The organism is Streptomyces sp. NPDC051677 (assembly GCF_044453465.1).
Classification (GTDB): Bacteria; Actinomycetota; Actinomycetes; order Streptomycetales; family Streptomycetaceae; genus Streptomyces.
Genome location: NZ_JBITCT010000024.1, coordinates 79,384 through 99,821, shown reverse-complemented (window position 1 = coordinate 99,821; position 20,438 = coordinate 79,384). Strand labels below are relative to the sequence as shown.

Here is a 20,438-nt window from a genome sequence, read left to right as displayed (position 1 = left end):
TGCATGAGCTCTTCCTCGCCCGCCGACCTGGTCCGTGAGTTCCACCGCGCCTTCGGCCTCGACGCCCGCAGCACGCCCACGGAGGTGCCGCCCGGCCTCGCCGCGCACCGAGGGGAGCTGCTCGCCGAGGAGGCGGCGGAGGTCGCCGAGGTGTCGGTGAGCGGCCCCCTGGACCGGCTCGCGCACGAACTGGCCGACGTCGTCTACGTCGCGTACGGCACGGCCCTGGTGCACGGGATCGACCTCGACGCGGTGCTCGCCGAGATCCACCGCTCCAACATGACCAAGCTGGGACCCGACGGACAGGTCGCCCGCCGCGCCGACGGCAAGGTCCTCAAGGGAGAGCACTACGAGGTGCCGGACGTGTCCGCGGTGCTGCGCCGCCAGGGCTGGATACCCGGCGGCGCAGCCTGAAGCGGGGGCGGCAGTGCCGTCCGGTGACGCGCGCCATGGTCCGCCCCTTGCCTTCGGCAGGTCGTCAGTCGCCCACCGGGGTCTGGTGCCGGGCCTCGGGCAGCGGCTCCGCCGCGCCGCCGTCGCGGGACCTGCGGCGGCGCGCCCACCGAGCCGCCAGCGGCTCCGTGTAGCGGGCGGTGAGCGGACCGAGGACCACCAGGATCAGGACGTACGCCGTCGCGAGCGGACCCAGGGACGGCTCGATTCCGGCGGTGACAGCGAGTCCGGCGATGACGATCGAGAACTCCCCGCGCGCCACCAGCGCACCGCCCGCCCGCCAGCGTCCCTTGACCGAGATCCCGGCCCGTCGCGCCGCCCAGTAACCAGTGGCGATCTTCGTCGCGGCGGTGACGGACGCCAGCGCGAGGGCGGGCAGGAGGACCGGAGGGATGCTCGCCGGGTCGGTGTGCAGTCCGAAGAAGACGAAGAAGATGGCCGCGAACAGATCCCGCAGCGGGCTCAGCAGGGTGTGCGCGCCCTCCGCGGCTTCCCCGGACAGCGCGATGCCCACCAGGAACGCCCCCACGGCGGCCGACACCTGCAACTGTTGCGCCACACCGGCGACCAGGATCGTCAGCCCCAGCACGACGAGGAGCAGCTTCTCCGGGTCGTCGCTCGACACGAAACGGGAGATGACCCGGCCGTACCGCACCGCCGCGAACAGCACGAGCCCCGCGACGCCGAGTGCGATCGCCAGGGTCACACTGCCGGCCGCCAGCCCGACCCCGGCCACCAAAGCGGTGACGATGGGCAGGTAGACCGCCATGGCCAGGTCCTCCAGGACCAGCACGCTGAGAATCACCGGCGTCTCCCGGTTGCCGACCCGGCCCAGGTCGCCCAGCACCTTGGCGATCACCCCGGAGGACGAGATCCAGGTGACGCCCGCGAGCACCACGGCCGCCACCGGCCCCCAGCCCAGCAGCAGCGCGGCGGCCGCACCCGGCAGGGCGTTGAGGGCGCAGTCCACGAGCCCGGCCGGATAGTGGGTCTTGAGGTTGGAGACCAGATCGCTCGCCGTGTACTCCAGGCCGAGCATCAGCAACAACAGGATGACGCCGATCTCGGCGCCGGTGGCGACGAACTCCTCGCTGGCGCCGAGCGGCAGCAGCCCGCCCTCGCCGAAGGCAAGACCGGCCAGCAGGTACAGCGGGATCGGCGAGAAGCTGAACCGGGCGGCGAACCGGCCGAGCAGGCCGAGGCCCAGGATGATGGAACCGAACTCGATCAGCAGGACGGCGGAGTGCACTCGATCACTCCCGCCCGAGTATCGCCGCGGCCGCGTCCACGCCTTCGCGGGTGCCGATGACGATGAGGGTGTCCCCGCCCGCGAGACGGAAGTCCGGCGCCGGGGACGGAATCGCCTCGGCCCGCCGCAGCACCGCCACGACCGATGCGCCGGTCTCCGTGCGCATCCGGGTGTCGCCCAGCAGCCGCCCGTTCCAGCGCGAGGTCGCCGCCACCTCGACGCGCTCGGCGACCAGCCCCAGGTCCGTGGTGTAGAGCAGGCTCGCGCTGTGATGGGACGGCATCAGCGCGTCGATCAGTGAGCCCGCCTCGGCGCCGGTCAGCCGCAGCGACTGGGCGCAGGAGTCGGGATCGTCGGCCCGGTACACGCTGACCGTTCGGGCGCCGTCGCGATGCGCCACCACCGACAGGTGGCGCTGCTCCCGCGTCACGAGGTCGTACTGGACTCCGATTCCTGGCAGCGGTGTCGTCCGCAGGCGTGGCGCAGACACGTTTCTTCCCCTTGCTGGTCGGGTGCCCGGAGTGGCCATGCTGCCATTCACCCGTACGGTGACGACATGGGTGTCGTGACGGATGGACAAGGCCGACGGGGGCCGGAGAGGCTGGTCACGGCGGTAGGCGCCGGAGCAGCCGGAGCAGCCGGAGCAGCCGGAGCAGCCGGAGCAGCCGGAGCAGCCGGAGCAGCCGGAGCAGCCGGAGCAGCCGGAGCAGGGAGAGCAGCCGGAGCAGGGAGAGCAGCCGGAGCAGGGAGAGCAGGGAGAGCAGGAGGAAGGGGAGGAGCGGCGCACGTGTCGTTGTTCTGGCGGATCTTCGTCCTCAACGCCGTCGCTCTGGTCGTGGCGGCCGCCCTCCTGCTGGGCCCGGTCACCGTCTCCACGCCGATACTGCCGGGCGAGGTGCTCGTCGTCGTGGCCGGACTGGTCGCGCTGCTGACCGTCAACGCGATCGTGCTGCGCGTCGGCCTGGCCCCGCTGGGCCGACTGGGCCGGGCCATGACCGACGCCGACCTGTTGCGTCCCGGCGGCCGTGCCGTGGTCTCGGGACCGGTCGAGACCGCCGAGCTGATCACCACGTACAACGCCATGCTGGACCGGCTGGAGGCCGAACGGGCCGCCAGCGCGGCCGGGGCGCTGTCCGCCCAGGAACGCGAGCGTCACCGCATCGCCCGCGAACTCCACGACGAGGTCGGCCAGACCCTCACCGCCGTGTTGCTCCAGCTCAAACGGGTCGCCGACCAGGCCCCGGAGGACCTGCGCGCGGACCTGAGCCAAGCGCAGGAGGCCACCCGGGCCGGCCTCGACGAGATCCGCCGCATCGCGCGCCGACTGCGCCCCGGCGTCCTCGACGAGCTCGGCCTGCTCAGCGCCCTGCGCTCACTCGCGGCCGAGTTCACCACCCAGGGACTGACGGTGCGCCACGACCTGCGCACCGGCCTGCCCCCGCTGACCGAGGAGACGGAACTCGTGCTCTACCGCGTGGCCCAGGAAGCCCTCACCAACACCGCCCGGCACTCCGGCGCCGACCGCGCCGAACTCCGGCTGAGCCCGGTCGCCGAGGGCGTCGAACTCCTCGTACGGGACAACGGCAGGGGCCTGGGTGCGGCGGCGGGGAAGGGCGCCGGCATCCGGGGGATGCGCGAACGGGCGCTGTTGATCGGGGCGACCCTCACTGTCTCGTCGGGGGCGGACGGCAGCGGCGGAGAGACGCCCGGCGGGGCGGTCGGTGGGACGGACATACGGCTGCTGGCGGCGGCGGGCGCCGACGGGGCGGGCGCCGCGCTCCCAGCCTCTCCCGGAGGCCGTTGATGACGGACGGCACCACACCGACGACGTCCTCCACCGCACGGATGCGACCTACAGGGGCCTCGCCCACCACAGGGGCCTCGCCCACCGCACGGGCCACGCCCGAGTCACCCTCCGCACCGACGCGCGTCCTCCTCGCCGACGATCACACACTCGTCCGTCGGGGAGTGCGGCTCATCCTGGACGGCGAGCCCGATCTGACGGTGGTCGCCGAGGCCGGGGACGGGGCCGAGGCGGTCGAGCGCGCCCGCGCGGGGGACGTCGACCTGGCCGTGCTCGACGTGGCGATGCCCAGGATGACCGGTCTGCAGGCGGCCCGTGAACTCTCCCGCCGACTGCCGGACCTGCCCATCCTCATCCTCACGATGTACGACAACGAGCAGTACTTCTTCGAGTCCCTCAAGGCCGGAGCCGGCGGGTACGTCCTGAAGTCGGTCGCCGACCGGGACCTGGTCGAGGCCTGCCGGGCCGTGGTGCGCGAGGAGCCGTTCATCTATCCGGGCGCCGAGCGGGCCCTCGTCCGCTCCTACCTGGACCGACTGCACCGAGGCGACGGCGTGGAGGGCCTGCCCAGGCGGCCCGTCACCGAGCGCGAGGAGGAGATCCTCAAGCTCGTGGCGGAAGGCCACACCTCCAGGGAGATCGGCGCGCTGCTGTTCATCAGCGCCAAGACCGTCGAACGGCATCGCGCCAACCTCCTGCACAAGCTCGGCATGCGCGACCGCCTGGAGCTCACCCGCTACGCGATTCGCGCCGGCCTCGTCGACCCCTGAGGACGAGCCCGGGAAGGCGATCGTGCGCAGAGTTCCAGCCGTCGCCCTCCGGGCGGAACGAAGGGGAGGCGGGCGGTCTCCGGGGAGCGCCTACCCTTGAGCCATGACCAGCAGCAGCGACCGGAGCCTCGCAGTGGACGTGCACGCACCCAAGAGCTACGAAATCCGCACTTACGGGTGCCAGATGAACGTCCATGACTCCGAGCGATTGTCCGGGCTGCTCGAAGAGGCCGGCTATGTGCGCGCCCCCGAGGGGTCGGACGGCGACGCGGACGTCGTCGTGTTCAACACCTGCGCGGTCCGTGAGAACGCCGACAACCGGCTCTACGGCAACCTCGGCCGGCTCGCGCCGATGAAGTCGAAGCGGCCCGGGATGCAGATCGCGGTCGGCGGCTGCCTCGCGCAGAAGGACCGCGACACCATCGTGAAGAAGGCGCCCTGGGTGGACGTCGTCTTCGGTACGCACAACATCGGCAAGCTCCCGGTCCTGCTGGAACGCGCGCGCGTCCAGGAAGAGGCGCAGGTCGAGATCGCCGAGTCGCTGGAGGCGTTCCCGTCCACCCTGCCGACGCGGCGCGAGAGCGCCTACGCGGCCTGGGTGTCGATCTCCGTCGGCTGCAACAACACCTGCACGTTCTGCATCGTCCCGGCCCTGCGCGGCAAGGAGAAGGACCGTCGGACCGGCGACATCCTCGCCGAGATCGAGGCGCTGGTCGGCGAGGGCGTCTCCGAGATCACGCTGCTCGGCCAGAACGTCAACGCCTACGGCTCCGACATCGGCGACCGCGAGGCCTTCAGCAAGCTGCTGCGCGCGTGCGGCGCGATCGAGGGCCTGGAGCGCGTCCGCTTCACCTCCCCGCACCCGCGCGACTTCACCGACGACGTCATCGCCGCCATGGCCGAGACGCCCAACGTGATGCCGCAGCTGCACATGCCCCTGCAGTCGGGTTCGGACACGGTCCTGAAGGCGATGCGCCGGTCGTACCGGCAGGAGCGCTATCTCGGGATCATCGAGAAGGTCCGCGCCGCCATCCCGCACGCGGCGATCACCACCGACATCATCGTGGGCTTCCCCGGCGAGACCGAGGAGGACTTCGAGCAGACCCTCCACACGGTCCGCGAGGCCCGCTTCGCACAGGCGTTCACGTTCCAGTACTCCAAGCGCCCCGGCACCCCGGCCGCGACCATGGAGAACCAGATCCCCAAGGAGGTCGTGCAGGCGCGCTACGAGCGTCTCGTCGCCCTCCAGGAGGAGATCTCCTGGGAGGAGAACAAGAAGCAGGTCGGCCGCACGCTGGAGCTGATGGTGGCCGAGGGCGAGGGCCGCAAGGACGGCGCCACCCACCGCCTCTCCGGCCGCGCGCCCGACAACCGCCTGGTCCACTTCACCAAGCCGGAGCAGGCGGTGCGCCCGGGTGACGTGGTGACGGTCGAGATCACCTACGCCGCCCCGCACCACCTCCTCGCCGAGGGCGCCGTCCTCGACGTGCGCCGCACGCGCGCGGGGGACGCGTGGGAGAAGCGCACCGCGGAGAAGGCGGCGAAGCCGGCCGGCGTTCTGCTCGGGCTGCCCAAGATCGGGGTGCCCGCCCCGCTCCCGGTGGCCACGGGCAGCGGCTGCGGCTGCGACTGACGGCCGGCGCGACACCCGTAGGGGTGCCTCGCGGATCAGGTGCGGGGTTACCCTGCCGGTCATGCTTGTCGCCGCCGCGGTCTGCCCCTGTCCGCCCCTCCTGGTGCCCGAGGTCGCCGCGGGCGCCGCTCCCGAGCTGGACGCGGCGCGTACCGCCTGCTCCGACGCGCTGTCCGTGCTGGCGGCCGCGCGGCCGGACCGCCTCGTCGTCGTCGGACGCGCCGAGCAGGCCGGGCGCGGCCCGTACCCGGAGGGCGCGCGGGGATCGTTCCGCGGCTTCGGGGTGGACCTCGCCGTACGGCTGGGCCGTGGCGGCGGGCAGGAGCAGTCCGGGCGCGAGCTGCCGCCGTCCCTCGCCGTCGGCGCCTGGCTGTTGGAGCGCGCCGGATGGTCGGCCGCCCCCGTGGAGGGACTGGGCGTGGAGGAACCGCTCGTGGCCGAGCGGTGCGCCGAGGCCGGACGGGAGATCGGCGCGACGCCGGGGCGGGTCGCGCTGCTGGTGATGGGCGACTCCAGCGCGTGCCGGACGCTGAAGGCGCCGGGCTACCTCGACGAGCGCGCGGCCCCCTTCGACGCGGAGGTCGCACGGGCCCTCGGTGCGGCGGACGTGACAGCTCTCCAGGCGCTGGACGCGGAGCTGGCGTACGAGCTCAAGGCCTCGGGTCGCGCGCCCTGGCAGGTGCTCGCGGGCGCCGCCGAGGACGCCGGACTGACGGGGGCTCTGCTGTACGAGGACGCGCCGTACGGCGTGGGATACGTGGTCGCGACCTGGTCGTAGCGTCCTGGGCCGGCCGGGGCGCGTGAAACGGCGGACGGCCGCGAGCGTCTCCGCTCTGCGGCCGTCCGCCGTTTCACGCGCGGTCAGGATGCCGGTGGGGGCGCGTTCGGCGGAGTGAACCTGTCTCCGCCGCCCGCTGGGGGCTCGTCTTTGTGCGCGAGCCGGTCCATGGCCCCCTTGGCCTTGTCGGTGCCCGTATGGATCTTGTCGCTGTACTTGCCCTTGGTCTTCTCGTCGACGGCGTGCGCGGCCTTGTCGAGACCGTGCTGGACCTTGCCCCCGTGCTGTTGCGCGAGGTCCGAGACCTTGCCCTTGGCCGGGGCGAGCCTGGCCTTCAAATTGTCCAAAAGACCCATGGGTCACCTTCCCTCGCGGGTTCCTTACGTGCGGGCGCCCTCGCCGGCCTCGCTGTCGGCCGCTTCCTCGGCGGACTGCTGCCGCGGAATCTCGACGCCGTCGTCGGCGGCGACCGGCTCCGTCGCCGGGTCCGCCTCCGCCGCCGTGTCGTCGTCCTCGGCTTCGGTCGCCTCTTGCGTGACCTCCGCGGCCGGTTCCACGTCGGCGCCGTCTTCCGGCGTATCGGCCGGCGCCTCGGCGGCGGTCGTCGCCTCCTCGGCAGCCGTATCCTCCGTGACCTTCGACCTCCGGAAAAGTCGCGCCAAAACGCCCATATCCACTCCATACGGTACTCGTGCGGGCGAAATCCCGCGTTGGCCGGTGCGTCCGATTGCGCCACCGGAGCCGCCGCCCCTGTGAAGGGTGACGGGAATCTCGCAACGGGCAACGACTCCGGGCCGGTGCCGTCACGTAACTCGTTCGAGGGCGGGCGTCGAGGTTTGCGAGACTGGTGCCGTGAGCAGCGCACCCCCCGCCCCCCGCGTCATCGCCGTCGTCGGACCGACCGCGGCCGGAAAGTCCGATCTGGGCGTCTTCCTGGCCCAGCGGCTCGGCGGCGAGGTCGTCAACGCCGACTCCATGCAGCTCTACCGAGGGATGGACATCGGCACCGCCAAGCTGACGCCGGAGGAGCGCGGCGGAGTCCCGCACCACCTCCTGGACGTCTGGGACGTCACGGTCACCGCCTCCGTCGCCGAGTACCAGAGGCTGGCCCGCGCGCGGATCGACGCCCTGCTCGCCGAGGGCCGGTGGCCGATTCTCGTCGGCGGCTCCGGGCTGTACGTCCGAGGCGCCGTCGACAACCTGGAGTTCCCCGGCACCGACCCCGAGGTCCGCGCCCGCCTCGAAGAGGAACTCACGCTGCGCGGCTCGGGTGCGCTGCACGCCCGGCTGGCCGCCGCCGATCCCGAGGCCGCACACGCGATCCTGCCGGGAAACGGCCGCCGGATCGTCCGTGCCCTCGAGGTGATCGAGATCACCGGCAAGCCCTTCACCGCCAATCTGCCGGGCCACGACTCCGTCTACGACACCGTCCAGATCGGGGTCGACGTGGCACGCCCCGAACTCGACGAGCGCATCGCCCGCCGCGTCGACCGGATGTGGGACGCGGGGCTCGTGGACGAGGTCCGCGCGCTGGAGGCGCAAGGCCTGCGCGAGGGGCGTACGGCCTCGCGAGCGCTCGGCTACCAGCAGGTCCTCACGGCCCTGGCCGGCGAGTGCACCGAGGCCGAGGCGCGCGCGGAGACCGTCCGTGCCACCAAGCGCTTCGCGCGCCGTCAGGATTCGTGGTTCAGGCGCGATCCGCGGGTGCACTGGTTGAGTGGGGCTGCGGCTGATCTCACAGAACTTCCGGAGCTCGCGCTCGCGTTGGTGGAACGACCGGTTACAGCCTGATCACGTCATGGCATCGGGACGCCCAGGCCGTCATCCGGGCCTCCGGTGCCGTGCCATCATCGAGCTTCGATCGACCAAGTGGAGTCCGAGTTGGGAGGGCGCGTGGCGATGGAGGCCGGCCCTCGCGACACCGCAGAAGGCACTGAGCACCGCATCGTCCAGGGCGGTGAACCGGAGCCCGAGGAGGGCCGTCTGAGCCCCGACGGGCCGGACGAGGACGACACCCAGGGCGGCGTGACCGACGACGGTCCCGAGCCCGAGGAGATGTTCGCGAGCGGCCCCGAGGTCGAGGTCGAGCTGCGCCCGCAGCGACGGCTGCGGATCTGGCAGCTCGCGCCCATCGTGGCCCTGGCCGCGATCGGCTCCCTGATGTTCGCTTTCCCGCTCGCCTTCGACTTCGGCGACAGCGGGGCCATGATCGCCATGCTCGGGCTGCTGATCTGCTCCTGCGCGGCCGGCTGGGGAACGACGGCTGCTCGGCGCGTCGGTTACACGTGGCCCGGCCTGCCCCAGCGCGGCTCCGGGCGCCGGCCCGACTGGCGGGTCGTCCTCGCCTACGTCGTGATGGTCGCGGCGGTGGTGGCCCTGGCCGTCTGGCGGGTCGCCCGGCTGCGCTGACCGTCACGCGCGCCCACCCCGTACGATCGAGGAATGAGCACGCGGATCGCCTTCCTCAAGGGTCACGGCACCGAGAACGACTTCGTGATCGTCCCGGACGCCGAGAACGCCATCGACCTCACCCCGGCCGCCGTCGCCGCCCTGTGCGACCGTCGCGCGGGGATCGGCGGCGACGGAGTGCTGCACGTCGTGCGCTCCGCCGCGCACCCCGAGGCGACGGACATGGCGGGCGAGGCGGAGTGGTTCATGGACTACCGCAACGGCGACGGCTCGGTCGCCGAGATGTGCGGCAACGGAGTCCGCGTCTTCGCCCGCTATCTCCAGCAGGCCGGGCTGGTCTCCGAGGGCGACCTCGCGGTCGCCACGCGCGGGGGCGTCAAGAGCGTGCACATCGCCAAGGACGGGGACGTCACGGTCGGGATGGGCAAGGCCCGTCTCCCCGAAGGGGACGTCACGGTGAGCGTCGGCGCACGCAGTTGGACGGCGCGCAACGTCAACATGGGCAACCCGCACGCCGTCGCCTTCGTGGACGACCTCGCCCACGCGGGCGACCTGCTCTCCCCGCCGCCCTTCGGCCCCGCCTCCGCCTACCCGGACGGCGTCAACGTCGAGTTCGTCGTGGACCGCGGCCCCCGGCACGTCGCCCTGCGCGTGCACGAGCGCGGATCCGGCGAGACCCGCTCGTGCGGCACGGGCGCGTGCGCCGTCGCCGTGGCGGCCGCGCGCAGGGACGGCATCGACCCGTCGGCCACCGGGACGCCGGTCACGTACACCGTCGACCTCCCCGGCGGCCGTCTGCTGATCACCGAGCGGCCCGACGGCGAGATCGAGATGACCGGGCCCGCAGTGATCGTCGCCACAGGAGAGATCGATCCCGAGTGGCTGGAAACAGCTGCCCGTTGATCCCGGCGCGGCTTGGCATCGGAGGCCGTGAGGGTCCGCCGGCAGGCGGGAGTACGCCTCGAGGGCCGGTCGTGGGTTCGAATGCGCGACCGCCCCTCGGTCGAGTGGCTCAAAACCGTAAACCTCCTATCCATCGCTCGAATGGGTGATCCGTTTCACGCTCGGCGAGAGGCGGTCAGTCGCGCGTGATGGGCTCGGTAGCATCAAGCACCGGCCCGGACGGGGGACCGTACGCCAGTCCCCTGAGCCGTGTCCGCCCTGGGACACCCCGTCCGCCGGTCCACGCAGCCGGAGGTGCCCATGAGTGCGGAGGCCACGAACCCTGCGACCCCAGGCCCGGTAGTACCGGCCACGCCCCGCAGGCGCAGCCGTCCCCGGATCGACCTGCGTCGCCTGGTCGGGGCCGCGCTGCTCGGCCCCGCCTCCCGCGGCCGGCTGCCCGACGCGATCGGCCACGTGGTCGAGGCCCACCGCGCCCACCACCCCCACGCCGACCTGGAACCGCTGCACCGCGCGTACGTGCTCGCCGAGTCCTCGCACCGCGGCCAGATGCGCAAGAGCGGCGAGCCTTACATCACCCACCCGCTCGCCGTGACCCTGATCCTCGCCGAACTCGGCGCGGAGACCACGACCCTGACGGCCTCTCTGCTCCACGACACCGTCGAGGACACCGATGTGACACTCGATCAGGTCGGCGAGCAGTTCGGCGCCGAGGTGCGCTATCTCGTCGACGGCGTCACGAAGTTGGAGAAGGTCGACTACGGGGCGGCCGCCGAGCCCGAGACCTTCCGCAAGATGCTCGTCGCCACCGGCAACGACGTCCGCGTGATGTCGATCAAACTCGCTGACCGGCTGCACAACATGCGCACCCTGGGGGTGATGCGACCCGAGAAGCAGGCGCGCATCGCCAAGGTGACCCGCGACGTCCTCATCCCGCTCGCCGAACGCCTCGGCGTCCAGGCGCTCAAGACCGAACTGGAAGACCTGGTCTTCGCGATCCTCCACCCCGAGGAGTACGAGCACACCCGCGAGCTGATCGTCGACAACGCCTCCCGCGCGGACGACCCCCTGGCCGAGTTCGCCGACGCGATGCGCACGGTCCTGCGCGACGCCGACATCCAGGCCGAAGTCCTCATCCGGCCGCGGCACTTCGTCTCCGTGCACCGCGCGGCCCGCAAACGCGGCCGGATGCGGGGCGCCGACTTCGGCCGCCTGCTGGTGCTCGTGAACGAGGACGCCGACTGTTACGCCGTCCTCGGCGAACTGCACACCTGTATGACGCCGGTCGTCTCGGAGTTCAAGGACTTCATCGCCGTCCCGAAGTTCAACCTGTACCAGTCGCTGCACACCGCCGTCGCCCGGGAGGACGGCCAGGTCGCCGAAGTCCTCATCCGCACGCACCAGATGCACAAGGTCGCCGAGGCCGGCGTCGTCGCGCTCGGCAACCCCTACACGGCTCCCGCCGAGGAGCAGACCCGAGAGGGCGCTCCGGCCGACGGGGAACGCGTCGATCCCACCCGGCCCGGCTGGCTCTCCCGCCTCCTCGACTGGCAGGAGGCCGCACCCGATCCCGACACTTTCTGGTCCACCCTGCGCGAGGACCTCGCCCAGGACCGCGAGATCACCGTCTTCCGCCCCGACGGCGGCACGCTCGGCTTGCCCGAGGGGGCGACCTGCGTCGACGCCGCGTACGCGCAGTACGGCGAGGACGCCCACGCCTGCATCGGCGCCCGCGTGAACGGCCGCCTGGCGACGCTCAGCACCGTCCTGCGGGACGGCGACACCGTCCAGCTCCTCATGGGCCAGGACCCCGCCTCGGAGCCCTCCAGGGAGTGGCTGGAGCACGCCCACACCCCCGCCGCCCGGATCGCCATCCAACGGTGGCTGGCGACGCACCCCGCCCCGGCCGAGCACGAGAACCACGAATCCGGCGAGGGCTCCAGGGCCGTGAGCGCCCCCAAAGCCGTCGAACCGACCCCACGGACCGCGGACGCGCCCACGACCGAAGGGCCCCCCGCGCGGCCCGGCGCCGCGATCACCGTCGTGGACCGGCCCGACGCGAGCGTCCGGCTCGCCGGATGCTGTACGCCTGTGCCGCTCGACGAGATCACCGGCTTCGCCGTGCGCGGGGGAGTGGTGACCGTGCACCGCGCCGAGTGCGCCGCCGTGGCGCGCATGGCGAGCGCGGGGCGTGAAGAGGTCGACGTGCGCTGGGGCGACACCACCGGATGCCGGGTCACCCTGGTGGCCGAATCGTTCGGCCGCCCCCATCTGCTCGCGGACCTCACCGAGGCCATGGCCCTGGAAGGCGCCGAGATCGTCTCCGCGACCGTCGAGCCCCCGAGCCAGCAGCGGGTACGCCACACCTACACCGTCCAACTCCCGGACGCGGCGCACCTGCCCAACCTCATCCGCGCCATGCGGAACGTGCCGGGGGTGTACGACGTGGACCGCGCGCAGCACCACGCGTCGTCCTCCTCGGGGACGGTCTAGGCATCCCCACGCGCGCGTGCGTGCGGTGCGCCGGATCCGCTCCCCGGCGTCACGCACACGCGCGTGAGCAACCCGTTCGGGTGGGCCGGGCGCGCGTCGCCGACGCGGCGCCCGTGCGCGCTGGTAGCGGTGGTGCATGCTGCTCACCCCCCGCGCCCGGACCCCACGAGCCCCGTCCGCCCGCCCCGGAGCCCCCCGTCGGCTGAAGTCCGCGCTGCTCGCCTCGGCCGTCTCCGTCTGCCTCGTCGCCGCGAGCGCTCCGGCGACCCCCCTCGGCGTCGGCGACCGCCTCTTCCCGAACCTGGGCAACCCCGGGTACGACGTCGCGTCCTACGACCTGTCCTTCACCTATTCCGGCGCCAACGACAAGCCCATCCAGGCGGTCACCACCATCGACGCCTGGACCACGGCCGCCCTGGACCGGATCAACCTCGACTTCGCCCACGGCAAGGTCGACTCGGTCGAGGTGGACGGCGAACCCGCCGCCTTCGCCGCCGCCGGCGACGACCTGGTGGTCACTCCCGAGGACGCACTGCTCCCGGGCAGCTGGATGCGGATCACCGTGCGGCACACCAGCGACCCCGTGAGCCCCGCCGACCGGGACGGCGGCTGGATCAGGACCACGGACGGCCTCGCCATGGCCAACCAGGCGGACGCCGCCCACCTGGTCTTCCCGTGCAACGACCACCCCTCCGACAAGGCGATGTTCACCGTCAGGGTCACCGCGCCCAACGGCTACACGGCCGTCGCCAACGGGCTGCCGACCGGCATGGACCGGGTCGGCAGGGCGACCACCTGGACGTACCGCACGCAGCACCCCATGGCCACCGAGCTCGCCCAGGTGTCCATCGGCCGGTCCACCGTCGTGCGCCGCGAGGGGCCGCACGCCCTGCCCGTCCGGGACGTCGTGCCCACCAAGGACCGCACGCTCCTCGAGCCGTGGCTGAAGAAGACCCCCGACCAGATCGCCTGGATGGAGGGCAAGGTCGGCCCCTACCCCTTCGAGGCGTACGGCGTGCTCATGGCCGAGGCCTCCACCGGGTTCGAACTCGAGACGCAGACCCTCTCCCTCTTCGAGAGAGACCTCTTCACCGAGCCCGGCTACCCCCAGTGGTACATCGAGTCGATCATGGTGCATGAGCTGTCCCACCAGTGGTTCGGCGACAGCGTCAGCCCCCGCACCTGGTCCGACCTGTGGCTCAACGAGGGACACGCCACCTGGTACGAGGCGCTGTACGCCGAGGAGAAGGCGGGCCGCACCCTCCAGGCGCGCATGAAGGCGGCGTACGGCGCCTCCGACCGCTGGCGCGCCGCGGGCGGCCCGCCGGCGCTGCCCAAGGCGCCCAAGCCCGGCCAGAAGATCAGCATCTTCCGCCCCAACGTCTACGACGGTGCGGCCCTCGTCCTCTACGCCCTGCGCCAGGAGATCGGCCGGCCCGCGTTCGAGCGCCTGGAGCGGGCCTGGGTGCACGACCACCGGGACTCCACGGCGACCACGGCCGACTTCGAGCGCCTCGCAGAAAGGATCTCCGGACGCGATCTCGCCGGCTTCTTCAAGAACTGGCTGTACGGCGAGAAGACCCCGCCCATGCCCGGCCACCCGGACTGGAAGTCGGCGGCACCGGTCGCGAAGGCCTCCCCGAAGGCCCCGCGCACCGCGGAATAAGGCCGTGACGAGACGGGCCGTACCGTGCGACCATCGTGAGGTCGGCGCGGCTCGGGCCCGGGAATCTCCCGGGGTGCTCGTGCGTTGAGATCCATGAAGGCCGCCGAACCGGCATCCCCAACGACGTAAGGACCCAATGACCTCCTCTTCTTCCCCTTCCCAGGACACACAGCGCATGGCGCACGCCTACCCCGAAGGTCTTCGGGCCGATGCCCTGATGGAAGAGGACGTCGCCTGGAGCCACGAGATCGACGGAGACCGGGACGGCGACCAGTTCGACCGTTCCGAGCGCGCGGCGTTGCGCCGCGTGGCCGGCCTCTCCACCGAGCTCGAGGACGTCACCGAGGTCGAGTACCGCCAGCTCCGCCTGGAGCGGGTCGTACTCGTGGGCGTCTGGACCACGGGGACCGCACAGGACGCGGACAACTCCCTCGCGGAGCTGGCCGCCCTCGCGGAGACCGCGGGTGCGCTCGTCCTCGACGGCGTCATCCAGCGCCGTGACAAGCCCGACGCGGCCACCTACATCGGTTCCGGCAAGGCCGACGAGCTGCGCGACATCGTCCTCGAAACGGGCGCGGACACCGTCATCTGCGACGGTGAGCTCAGCCCGGGCCAGCTGATCCACCTCGAGGACGTCGTCAAGGTCAAGGTCATCGACCGTACGGCCCTGATCCTCGACATCTTCGCCCAGCACGCCAAGTCCCGAGAGGGCAAGGCGCAGGTCGCGCTCGCGCAGATGCAGTACATGCTGCCGAGGCTGCGCGGCTGGGGTCAGTCGCTGTCCCGTCAGATGGGCGGCGGCAAGGGCGGCGGCCTCGCCACCCGTGGTCCCGGTGAGACCAAGATCGAGACGGACCGGCGGCGGATCCGCGAGAAGATGGCGAAGATGCGCCGGGAGATCGCGGACATGAAGACCGGCCGCGAGATCAAGCGCCAGGAACGCAAGCGCCACAAGGTGCCGTCCGTCGCCATCGCGGGCTACACCAACGCCGGCAAGTCGTCCCTGCTCAATCGCCTCACGGGCGCGGGCGTCCTGGTTGAGAACGCCCTGTTCGCGACCCTGGACCCGACGGTGCGCCGGGCGGAGACGCCCAGCGGCCGCCTGTACACGCTGGCGGACACGGTGGGCTTCGTCCGGCACCTGCCGCACCACCTGGTCGAGGCGTTCCGCTCCACCATGGAGGAGGTCGGCGAGTCCGACCTGATCCTGCACGTGGTGGACGGCTCGCACCCCAACCCGGAGGAGCAGCTGGCCGCCGTGCGCGAGGTGGTCCGGGACGTCGGCGCCACCGGCGTGCCCGAGATCGTCGTGATCAACAAGGCGGACGCGGCCGACCCGCTGACGCTCCAGCGGCTGATGCGGATCGAGAAGCGCTCCATCGCCGTCTCGGCCCGCACCGGCCAGGGCATCGACGAACTGCTCGCGCTGATCGACAGCGAGCTGCCGAGGCCCTCGGTCGAGATCGAGGCGCTCGTGCCGTACACCCATGGCAAGCTGGTCGCCCGCGCCCACACCGAGGGCGAGGTGATCTCCGCGGAGCACACGGCGGAGGGCACCCTGCTGAAGGTGCGGGTGCACGAGGAACTGGCGGCGGACCTCGCGCCGTACGTCCCGGCGCCGGCCGCCTGAGCCGTCGCGGCCGGCCGCTCGAAGACCGGATGCCCGAAGGCCCGCCCCCTGCTGATCGCAGGGGGCGGGCCTTCGGCGTGCACGGCTCACTCGCCGCCGTAGGTCTTGCTCATGTTCTGGTAGAGCGCCTCAGCTTCTCGGCCGAGCTGCGGGCCCGCCAGCCAGGTGTTGTCGGCCGGGCCGATCGAGGTGTTGGAGACCAGTTCGGTCTTGCCGTCCACCACCCGGAACCAACCGCCGCCGGAGGAACCGCCGGTCATCGTGCAGCCGATGCGGTACATCGCCGGCAGCGAGGTGCTCATCGAGAACCGCCCCGGCCGGTCGAGGCACTTGAACATCTTCAGTCCGTTGTAGGGCGGCGCAGCCGGGTAGCCCCAGGCGCCCATCGTGTTCACCTCGGTCGCGGACGGCGCGGAGAAGTCAACGTCCAGTGCCCCGCCGACCGTCTCCTGCAGTGACTTGGAGCCCTGCTCGGGCGTCACATGCAGCACGGCGTAGTCGTAGGCGGCACCCGCACCGCCCGTCTCCGAGCCGCCGGCGATCCACTCGTTCGAGGTCGACGCCCAGTCCGCCCACCAGTTGCCGTAGGGCGAGATCTCCGCGGCCGTGGCCTTGCCGAGCTGTGCCTCGCTCTTGCCGAGGTCGTTGTAGGCCGGAACGAACACGAGGTTGCGGTACCAGCCGCCGTCGCCGCCGGCGTGCACGCAGTGACCGGCCGTCCAGACCAGGTTGGACTTGCCCGGGTGGTTCACGTCCTTGATGACCGTGCCCGAGCAGACCATCGCCCCCTCGGGCGAGTCGAAGAAGACCTTGCCGACCGGTGCCGCGTTCTCGTGATACGGCGTCTTCTCGGCCGCCGCCTGGACGGCCGCCGGCTCCGGGTCGCTGACGCCCTGGTCGGCGGAGGCGTCCTTGGTCGTGACCGTCTTGTTCGCCTCCTTCGCGGACTTCATCCGCTCCGGCTTCCACAGGTCCTCGATCACGGGGTTGACGAAGTCCTTGGCGGCGCTCAGCCACTTGTCCTTGTCCCAGTCCTGCCAGCCGCCGTCGGCCCACTTGTCGACGTCGATGCCGTGCTGCTTGAGCTTGCCGGCGATGTCGGCGGGAACCTTGACCTTGCTGTCGCCGGAGCCCGCGGCGGACGTCTGGGAGGCGCCGGCGTCGGCCTTGTCGTCGTCGGAGCCGTTGCAGGCGGTCGCCGTCAGAGTCAGGGCGGTGACGAGCCCGGCGGCGAGCAGAGCGCGCCGCAGGCCGTGCCGGCGTGCGATGGGCGTACGTGTGGAACGCATGGTGCGATGTCCCCCGTTGAAGCATGTGGATCCGTTGAAGCGTTGCGGATCGTCGGAGCATGGGAATCGACAAGGCCACCGGCCCTGCCATGTCATGCGCCTGTCATGCGGTCGGTCCAGTCCGTACGACGACCGCGAGCAGGCGACACCCCACTATGCCCGGGGAATTCGGGACGAACGGCGGTGGGATGGTGAAGGTTCCTGACAGGCACCCCACCGCCGATCCGGCTACTGACCGGCGAACTTGTCGCTCACCGAGTCGTACACGCCCTTGGCCACGTCACCCAGCCGCGGTCCCGCGAGCCAGCCCGCCTTCGCCGGGCCGATCGAGGTGTTGGACACCAGCGCGGGCTTGCCGTCCGGCCCGGTCGCGACCCAGCCGCCGCCCGACGAACCGCCCGTCATCGTGCAGCCGATGCGGTACATCGTCGGATCCGAGGCGCTGATCGAGAACCGCCCCGGCTTGTCCTGGCACTGGTACAGCTTCTGCCCGTCGTACGGCGCCGCCGCCGGATAGCCGGTCGCGGTGATGCTGTTGACCTTCGGCACCGCAGGGGCCTTGAAGTCCACCGGCAGCGCCGAACCGACCGTCTCCTCCAGGGACTTGCCGGAACCGCCCTCCTCCGGCGTCACATGGATGACGGCGTAGTCGTACGAGGCGCCGTCGCCGCCGGTCTGTCCGCCCTGCGCGATCCACTGGTCCGAGGTCTTCGTCCAGTCGCCCCACCAGACCCCGTACGGAGCGGCCTGCTCCTTGGTGGCCGTCTGCAGCTGCTCGGCCGACAGGCCCTTGTCGTTGTACGACGGCACGAACACGAGGTTGCGGTACCAGCCGCCGCCCTTGCCGGCGTGCACACAGTGGCCCGCCGTCCACACCAGGTTGGACTTGCCGGGGTGTGCCGGGTCCTTGACGACCGTCGCCGAGCAGACCATCGTGCCCTCGGGGGAGTCGAAGAACACCTTGCCCGCCTCAGGGGCGTTGGCGTGGTACGTCGTCGGCACGGCCTTCGCGTCCACCGCCGCGGGCGTCGGGTCGGTCACGCCCTGGTCACCGGAGAGGTCGCCGTCGTCGACGGCCCGGTCCGGGTCCTCGGCCTCCCGCATCCGGTCCGGGTCCCACAGCCCCTTGATGATGGGGTTGATGTAGTCCTGCGCCTCCCGCAGCCAGTCGTCCTTGTCCCAGTTCTTCCAGGCGCCGTTCTTCCACTTGTCGAGGTCGAGCCCGTGCTCCTTGAGCTTGTCCTTGATGTCGTCCGGGATCGTGATCTTTCCGTCGCCGGCGGCCGACGCGGTCGCGCCGGCCTGGCTGTCCGCGTCGGTGTCGCCCGAGTCGCAGGCGGTCGCGGTGAGCGCGAGCACCGAGGCGAGGGCCACGGCGCCCAGTACGGGGGAGGTTCTGCGGCGCGCGTTCCTCCTCCGACGAGCGGTGAACGACGGCCGTATGGATCGCATGGTCTGACTCCCCCTGCTGTCAACGAACTTGAAATGCCACCACACGATATGCCGGTCGCTGTGGGGGACTTCCGACGGAACGGCAACTGTTCGGTCACAGCGACGATCTTGAGGCAACCCGTAACCAGGAGGGCCGTCCGGGGTTGGTAGCGGTGGGGGGTCCGCTGTCCGCGCCCGGCCCCCTGAACTGCGGGAGGACAGGGAGCCGTGGCCGTGACCGAGCCAGTGCCCGAGGAGGCCCCCTCGGGGCGTTCCACCGGAACGTCCCCCGCCGGAACGGGCGCCGTCGCCGCGCCGCCGGGCGCGCGACCGGCGCACGAGGGCATCCTGCGGCGCCAGTCGGCACGCGAGTCGGCGGCGCGCACGTACGCGCGGGCCCTGCCGATCGTGCCGGTGCGGGCACGCGGGCTGACCATCGAGGGCGCGGACGGCCGCCGCTACCTCGACTGCCTCTCGGGCGCCGGCACCCTCGCGCTCGGCCACAACCACCCCGTCGTGCTGGAGGCCATCCGCAAGGTCCTCGACTCGGGCGCCCCTCTGCACGTCCTCGACCTCGCCACTCCCGTCAAGGACGCCTTCATCACCGAACTGTTCCGCACCCTGCCGGCCGGTCTCGCCGACCACGCGCGCGTGCAGTTCTGCGGACCGGCCGGCACGGACGCCGTGGAGGCCGCCCTCAAACTGGTCCGGGCCGCCACCGGCCGCACCGGCGTCCTCGCCTTCACCGGCGCCTACCACGGGATGACCGCCGGCTCCCTCGAAGCGTCCGGGGGCGCCTTCGACGTCCGGGTGGCCCGGCTGCCCTACCCGCAGGACTACCGCTGTCCGTTCGGCGTCGGCGGCGAACGCGGCGCCGAACTCGCCGCCCGCTGGACCGAGTCCGTCCTCGACGATCCCAAGTCGGGCGTACGGCGGCCCGCCGGGATGATCCTCGAACCCGTCCAGGGCGAGGGCGGTGTGATTCCCGCGCCGGATGCCTGGATGCGCCGTATGCGGCAGATCACCGCCGACCGCTCGATCCCGTTGATCGCCGACGAGGTCCAGACGGGCGTCGGGCGGACCGGCGCCTTCTGGGCGGTGGAGCACAGTGGCGTCACCCCTGACGTGATGGTCCTGTCCAAAGCCATCGGCGGCAGCCTGCCGCTCGCCGTCGTCGTCTACCGCGACGACCTCGACGTCTGGGAACCAGGAGCCCACGCGGGCACGTTTCGCGGCAACCAACTCGCCATGGCCGCCGGCACGGCCACCCTCGCCTACGTCCGAGAGAACCGCCTCGCCGAACGCGCGGCCACGCTGGGCGCCCGCATGCTGGACCGGCTCCGGAGCCTGGCCAGGGAGTTCCCCTGCCTGGGCGACGTGCGCGGGCGCGGGCTGATGATCGGGGTCGAACTGGTGGACCCCGAGGGCGAAAGCGGGCCCAGAGGGATCGACGCCCCGCTGGTCGCCACTCGTGCCGATGACGGACTCGACGCGTTCACCGAAGCCGACGGTGCTGGTGCTGGTGCTGGTGCTGGTGCTGGTGCTGGTGCCAGTGCCGGTGATGCCACGCTTCGCACGGCGTCGCGCTCGACCTCTGCGCAAGCCCCTTGCCCGGCCGCTCCCGCGCTGGCCCTCGCCGTCCGGCGAGAGTGCCTGCGGCGCGGCCTGATCGTCGAACTCGGCGGGCGGCACGCCAGCGTGGTACGCCTGCTTCCCCCCTTGACCATCACCGACGAGCAGGCCGCCGCGGTACTCGACCGGCTGGCGGACGCGATGACGGCGGTCTCCCGCGATCAGGCCCGCGGTCAGATCCGCGATCCGGGGCACGGCGACCGCGCTCAGGCGAACCGGCCGAACCGGCCCCGGCGGCACCCCGAGCAGGTCCCGCGCCAGGGCGACCCTGCCGAATCCGCGCCCAGTGCCTGACCGC

General features: G+C 71.9%; 18 protein-coding genes. 12 read left to right on the top strand and 6 right to left on the bottom strand.

Annotated elements, in window-relative coordinates:
* The first annotated feature begins 3 nt into the window (after window positions 1-3).
* Window positions 4-414 carry a MazG nucleotide pyrophosphohydrolase domain-containing protein gene (locus ACIBAF_RS26805; protein WP_399466319.1) on the top strand — a complete coding sequence of 137 codons (411 nt, stop codon included), beginning with the start codon at window positions 4-6 and terminating at the stop codon, window positions 412-414.
* Between the two features lie 64 nt (window positions 415-478).
* Here ACIBAF_RS26805 and ACIBAF_RS26800 read toward each other — a convergent pair whose 3' ends face one another.
* Together ACIBAF_RS26800 and ACIBAF_RS26795 are read right to left on the bottom strand one after the other, a co-directional pair.
* Complete coding sequence (locus tag ACIBAF_RS26800; RefSeq protein ID WP_399466317.1) at window positions 479-1,702, bottom strand: cation:proton antiporter; 1,224 nt, start codon at window positions 1,700-1,702, stop codon at window positions 479-481.
* Between the two features lie 4 nt (window positions 1,703-1,706).
* A complete protein-coding gene (locus ACIBAF_RS26795) occupies window positions 1,707-2,192 on the bottom strand; it encodes a cation:proton antiporter regulatory subunit (RefSeq protein WP_399466316.1) in 486 nt (161 codons plus the stop codon).
* A gap of 297 nt (window positions 2,193-2,489) precedes the next feature.
* Between ACIBAF_RS26795 and ACIBAF_RS26790 the strand changes: the two genes are divergently transcribed.
* The 4 genes from ACIBAF_RS26790 (at window position 2,490) to ACIBAF_RS26775 (ending at window position 6,687) form a co-directional block, all read left to right on the top strand.
* A complete protein-coding gene (locus ACIBAF_RS26790) occupies window positions 2,490-3,506 on the top strand; it encodes a sensor histidine kinase (RefSeq protein ID WP_399466314.1) in 1,017 nt (338 codons plus the stop codon).
* Window positions 3,506-4,276, top strand: a complete 771-nt coding sequence (locus ACIBAF_RS26785; RefSeq protein ID WP_399466313.1) for a response regulator — start codon at window positions 3,506-3,508, stop codon at window positions 4,274-4,276. Before ACIBAF_RS26790 ends, ACIBAF_RS26785 begins: the two co-directional genes overlap by 1 nt.
* Window positions 4,277-4,379: 103 nt before the next feature.
* Window positions 4,380-5,909 carry a tRNA (N6-isopentenyl adenosine(37)-C2)-methylthiotransferase MiaB gene (gene miaB, locus ACIBAF_RS26780; RefSeq protein ID WP_399466312.1) on the top strand — a complete coding sequence of 510 codons (1,530 nt, stop codon included), beginning with the start codon at window positions 4,380-4,382 and terminating at the stop codon, window positions 5,907-5,909.
* Window positions 5,910-5,970: 61 nt separating this feature from the next.
* On the top strand, window positions 5,971-6,687 hold the full coding sequence (locus tag ACIBAF_RS26775) for a class III extradiol dioxygenase subunit B-like domain-containing protein (protein WP_399466310.1): 717 nt from the start codon (window positions 5,971-5,973) through the stop codon (window positions 6,685-6,687).
* 83 nt (window positions 6,688-6,770) lie between these two features.
* Here ACIBAF_RS26775 and ACIBAF_RS26770 read toward each other — a convergent pair whose 3' ends face one another.
* Complete coding sequence (locus ACIBAF_RS26770) at window positions 6,771-7,043, bottom strand: antitoxin (protein ID WP_399466308.1); 273 nt, start codon at window positions 7,041-7,043, stop codon at window positions 6,771-6,773.
* A 24-nt stretch (window positions 7,044-7,067) separates the two neighbouring features.
* Window positions 7,068-7,358: a hypothetical protein gene (locus tag ACIBAF_RS26765; RefSeq protein ID WP_399466306.1), complete on the bottom strand. Its 291-nt coding sequence runs from the start codon at window positions 7,356-7,358 to the stop codon at window positions 7,068-7,070.
* 181 nt (window positions 7,359-7,539) lie between these two features.
* Between ACIBAF_RS26765 and miaA the strand changes: the two genes are divergently transcribed.
* From miaA to hflX, 6 genes are all read left to right on the top strand, one after another.
* On the top strand, window positions 7,540-8,478 hold the full coding sequence (miaA, locus tag ACIBAF_RS26760) for a tRNA (adenosine(37)-N6)-dimethylallyltransferase MiaA (protein ID WP_399466305.1): 939 nt from the start codon (window positions 7,540-7,542) through the stop codon (window positions 8,476-8,478).
* A gap of 108 nt (window positions 8,479-8,586) precedes the next feature.
* Entirely contained in the window at window positions 8,587-9,096 is a 510-nt protein-coding gene (locus ACIBAF_RS26755) for a hypothetical protein (RefSeq protein WP_399466368.1), read from the top strand.
* 33 nt (window positions 9,097-9,129) lie between these two features.
* Entirely contained in the window at window positions 9,130-9,999 is an 870-nt protein-coding gene (gene dapF / locus ACIBAF_RS26750; protein ID WP_399466304.1) for a diaminopimelate epimerase, read from the top strand.
* A gap of 300 nt (window positions 10,000-10,299) precedes the next feature.
* Window positions 10,300-12,492: a RelA/SpoT family protein gene (locus tag ACIBAF_RS26745; protein WP_399466303.1), complete on the top strand. Its 2,193-nt coding sequence runs from the start codon at window positions 10,300-10,302 to the stop codon at window positions 12,490-12,492.
* A 136-nt stretch (window positions 12,493-12,628) separates the two neighbouring features.
* Window positions 12,629-14,158, top strand: a complete 1,530-nt coding sequence (locus tag ACIBAF_RS26740; RefSeq protein WP_399466302.1) for a M1 family metallopeptidase — start codon at window positions 12,629-12,631, stop codon at window positions 14,156-14,158.
* 136 nt (window positions 14,159-14,294) lie between these two features.
* Window positions 14,295-15,788, top strand: coding sequence for a GTPase HflX (gene hflX / locus ACIBAF_RS26735; protein ID WP_399466301.1), 1,494 nt, complete (start codon window positions 14,295-14,297; stop codon window positions 15,786-15,788).
* Between the two features lie 86 nt (window positions 15,789-15,874).
* Here hflX and ACIBAF_RS26730 read toward each other — a convergent pair whose 3' ends face one another.
* Window positions 15,875-17,077, bottom strand: coding sequence for a trypsin-like serine peptidase (locus ACIBAF_RS26730; protein ID WP_399466299.1), 1,203 nt, complete (start codon window positions 17,075-17,077; stop codon window positions 15,875-15,877).
* 228 nt (window positions 17,078-17,305) lie between these two features.
* Complete coding sequence (locus ACIBAF_RS26725) at window positions 17,306-18,529, bottom strand: trypsin-like serine peptidase (RefSeq protein WP_399466297.1); 1,224 nt, start codon at window positions 18,527-18,529, stop codon at window positions 17,306-17,308.
* A gap of 207 nt (window positions 18,530-18,736) precedes the next feature.
* Here ACIBAF_RS26725 and ACIBAF_RS26720 point away from each other — a divergent pair, with 207 nt between their 5' ends.
* Complete coding sequence (locus tag ACIBAF_RS26720; RefSeq protein WP_399466296.1) at window positions 18,737-20,434, top strand: diaminobutyrate--2-oxoglutarate transaminase family protein; 1,698 nt, start codon at window positions 18,737-18,739, stop codon at window positions 20,432-20,434.
* Window positions 20,435-20,438 lie beyond the last annotated feature (4 nt).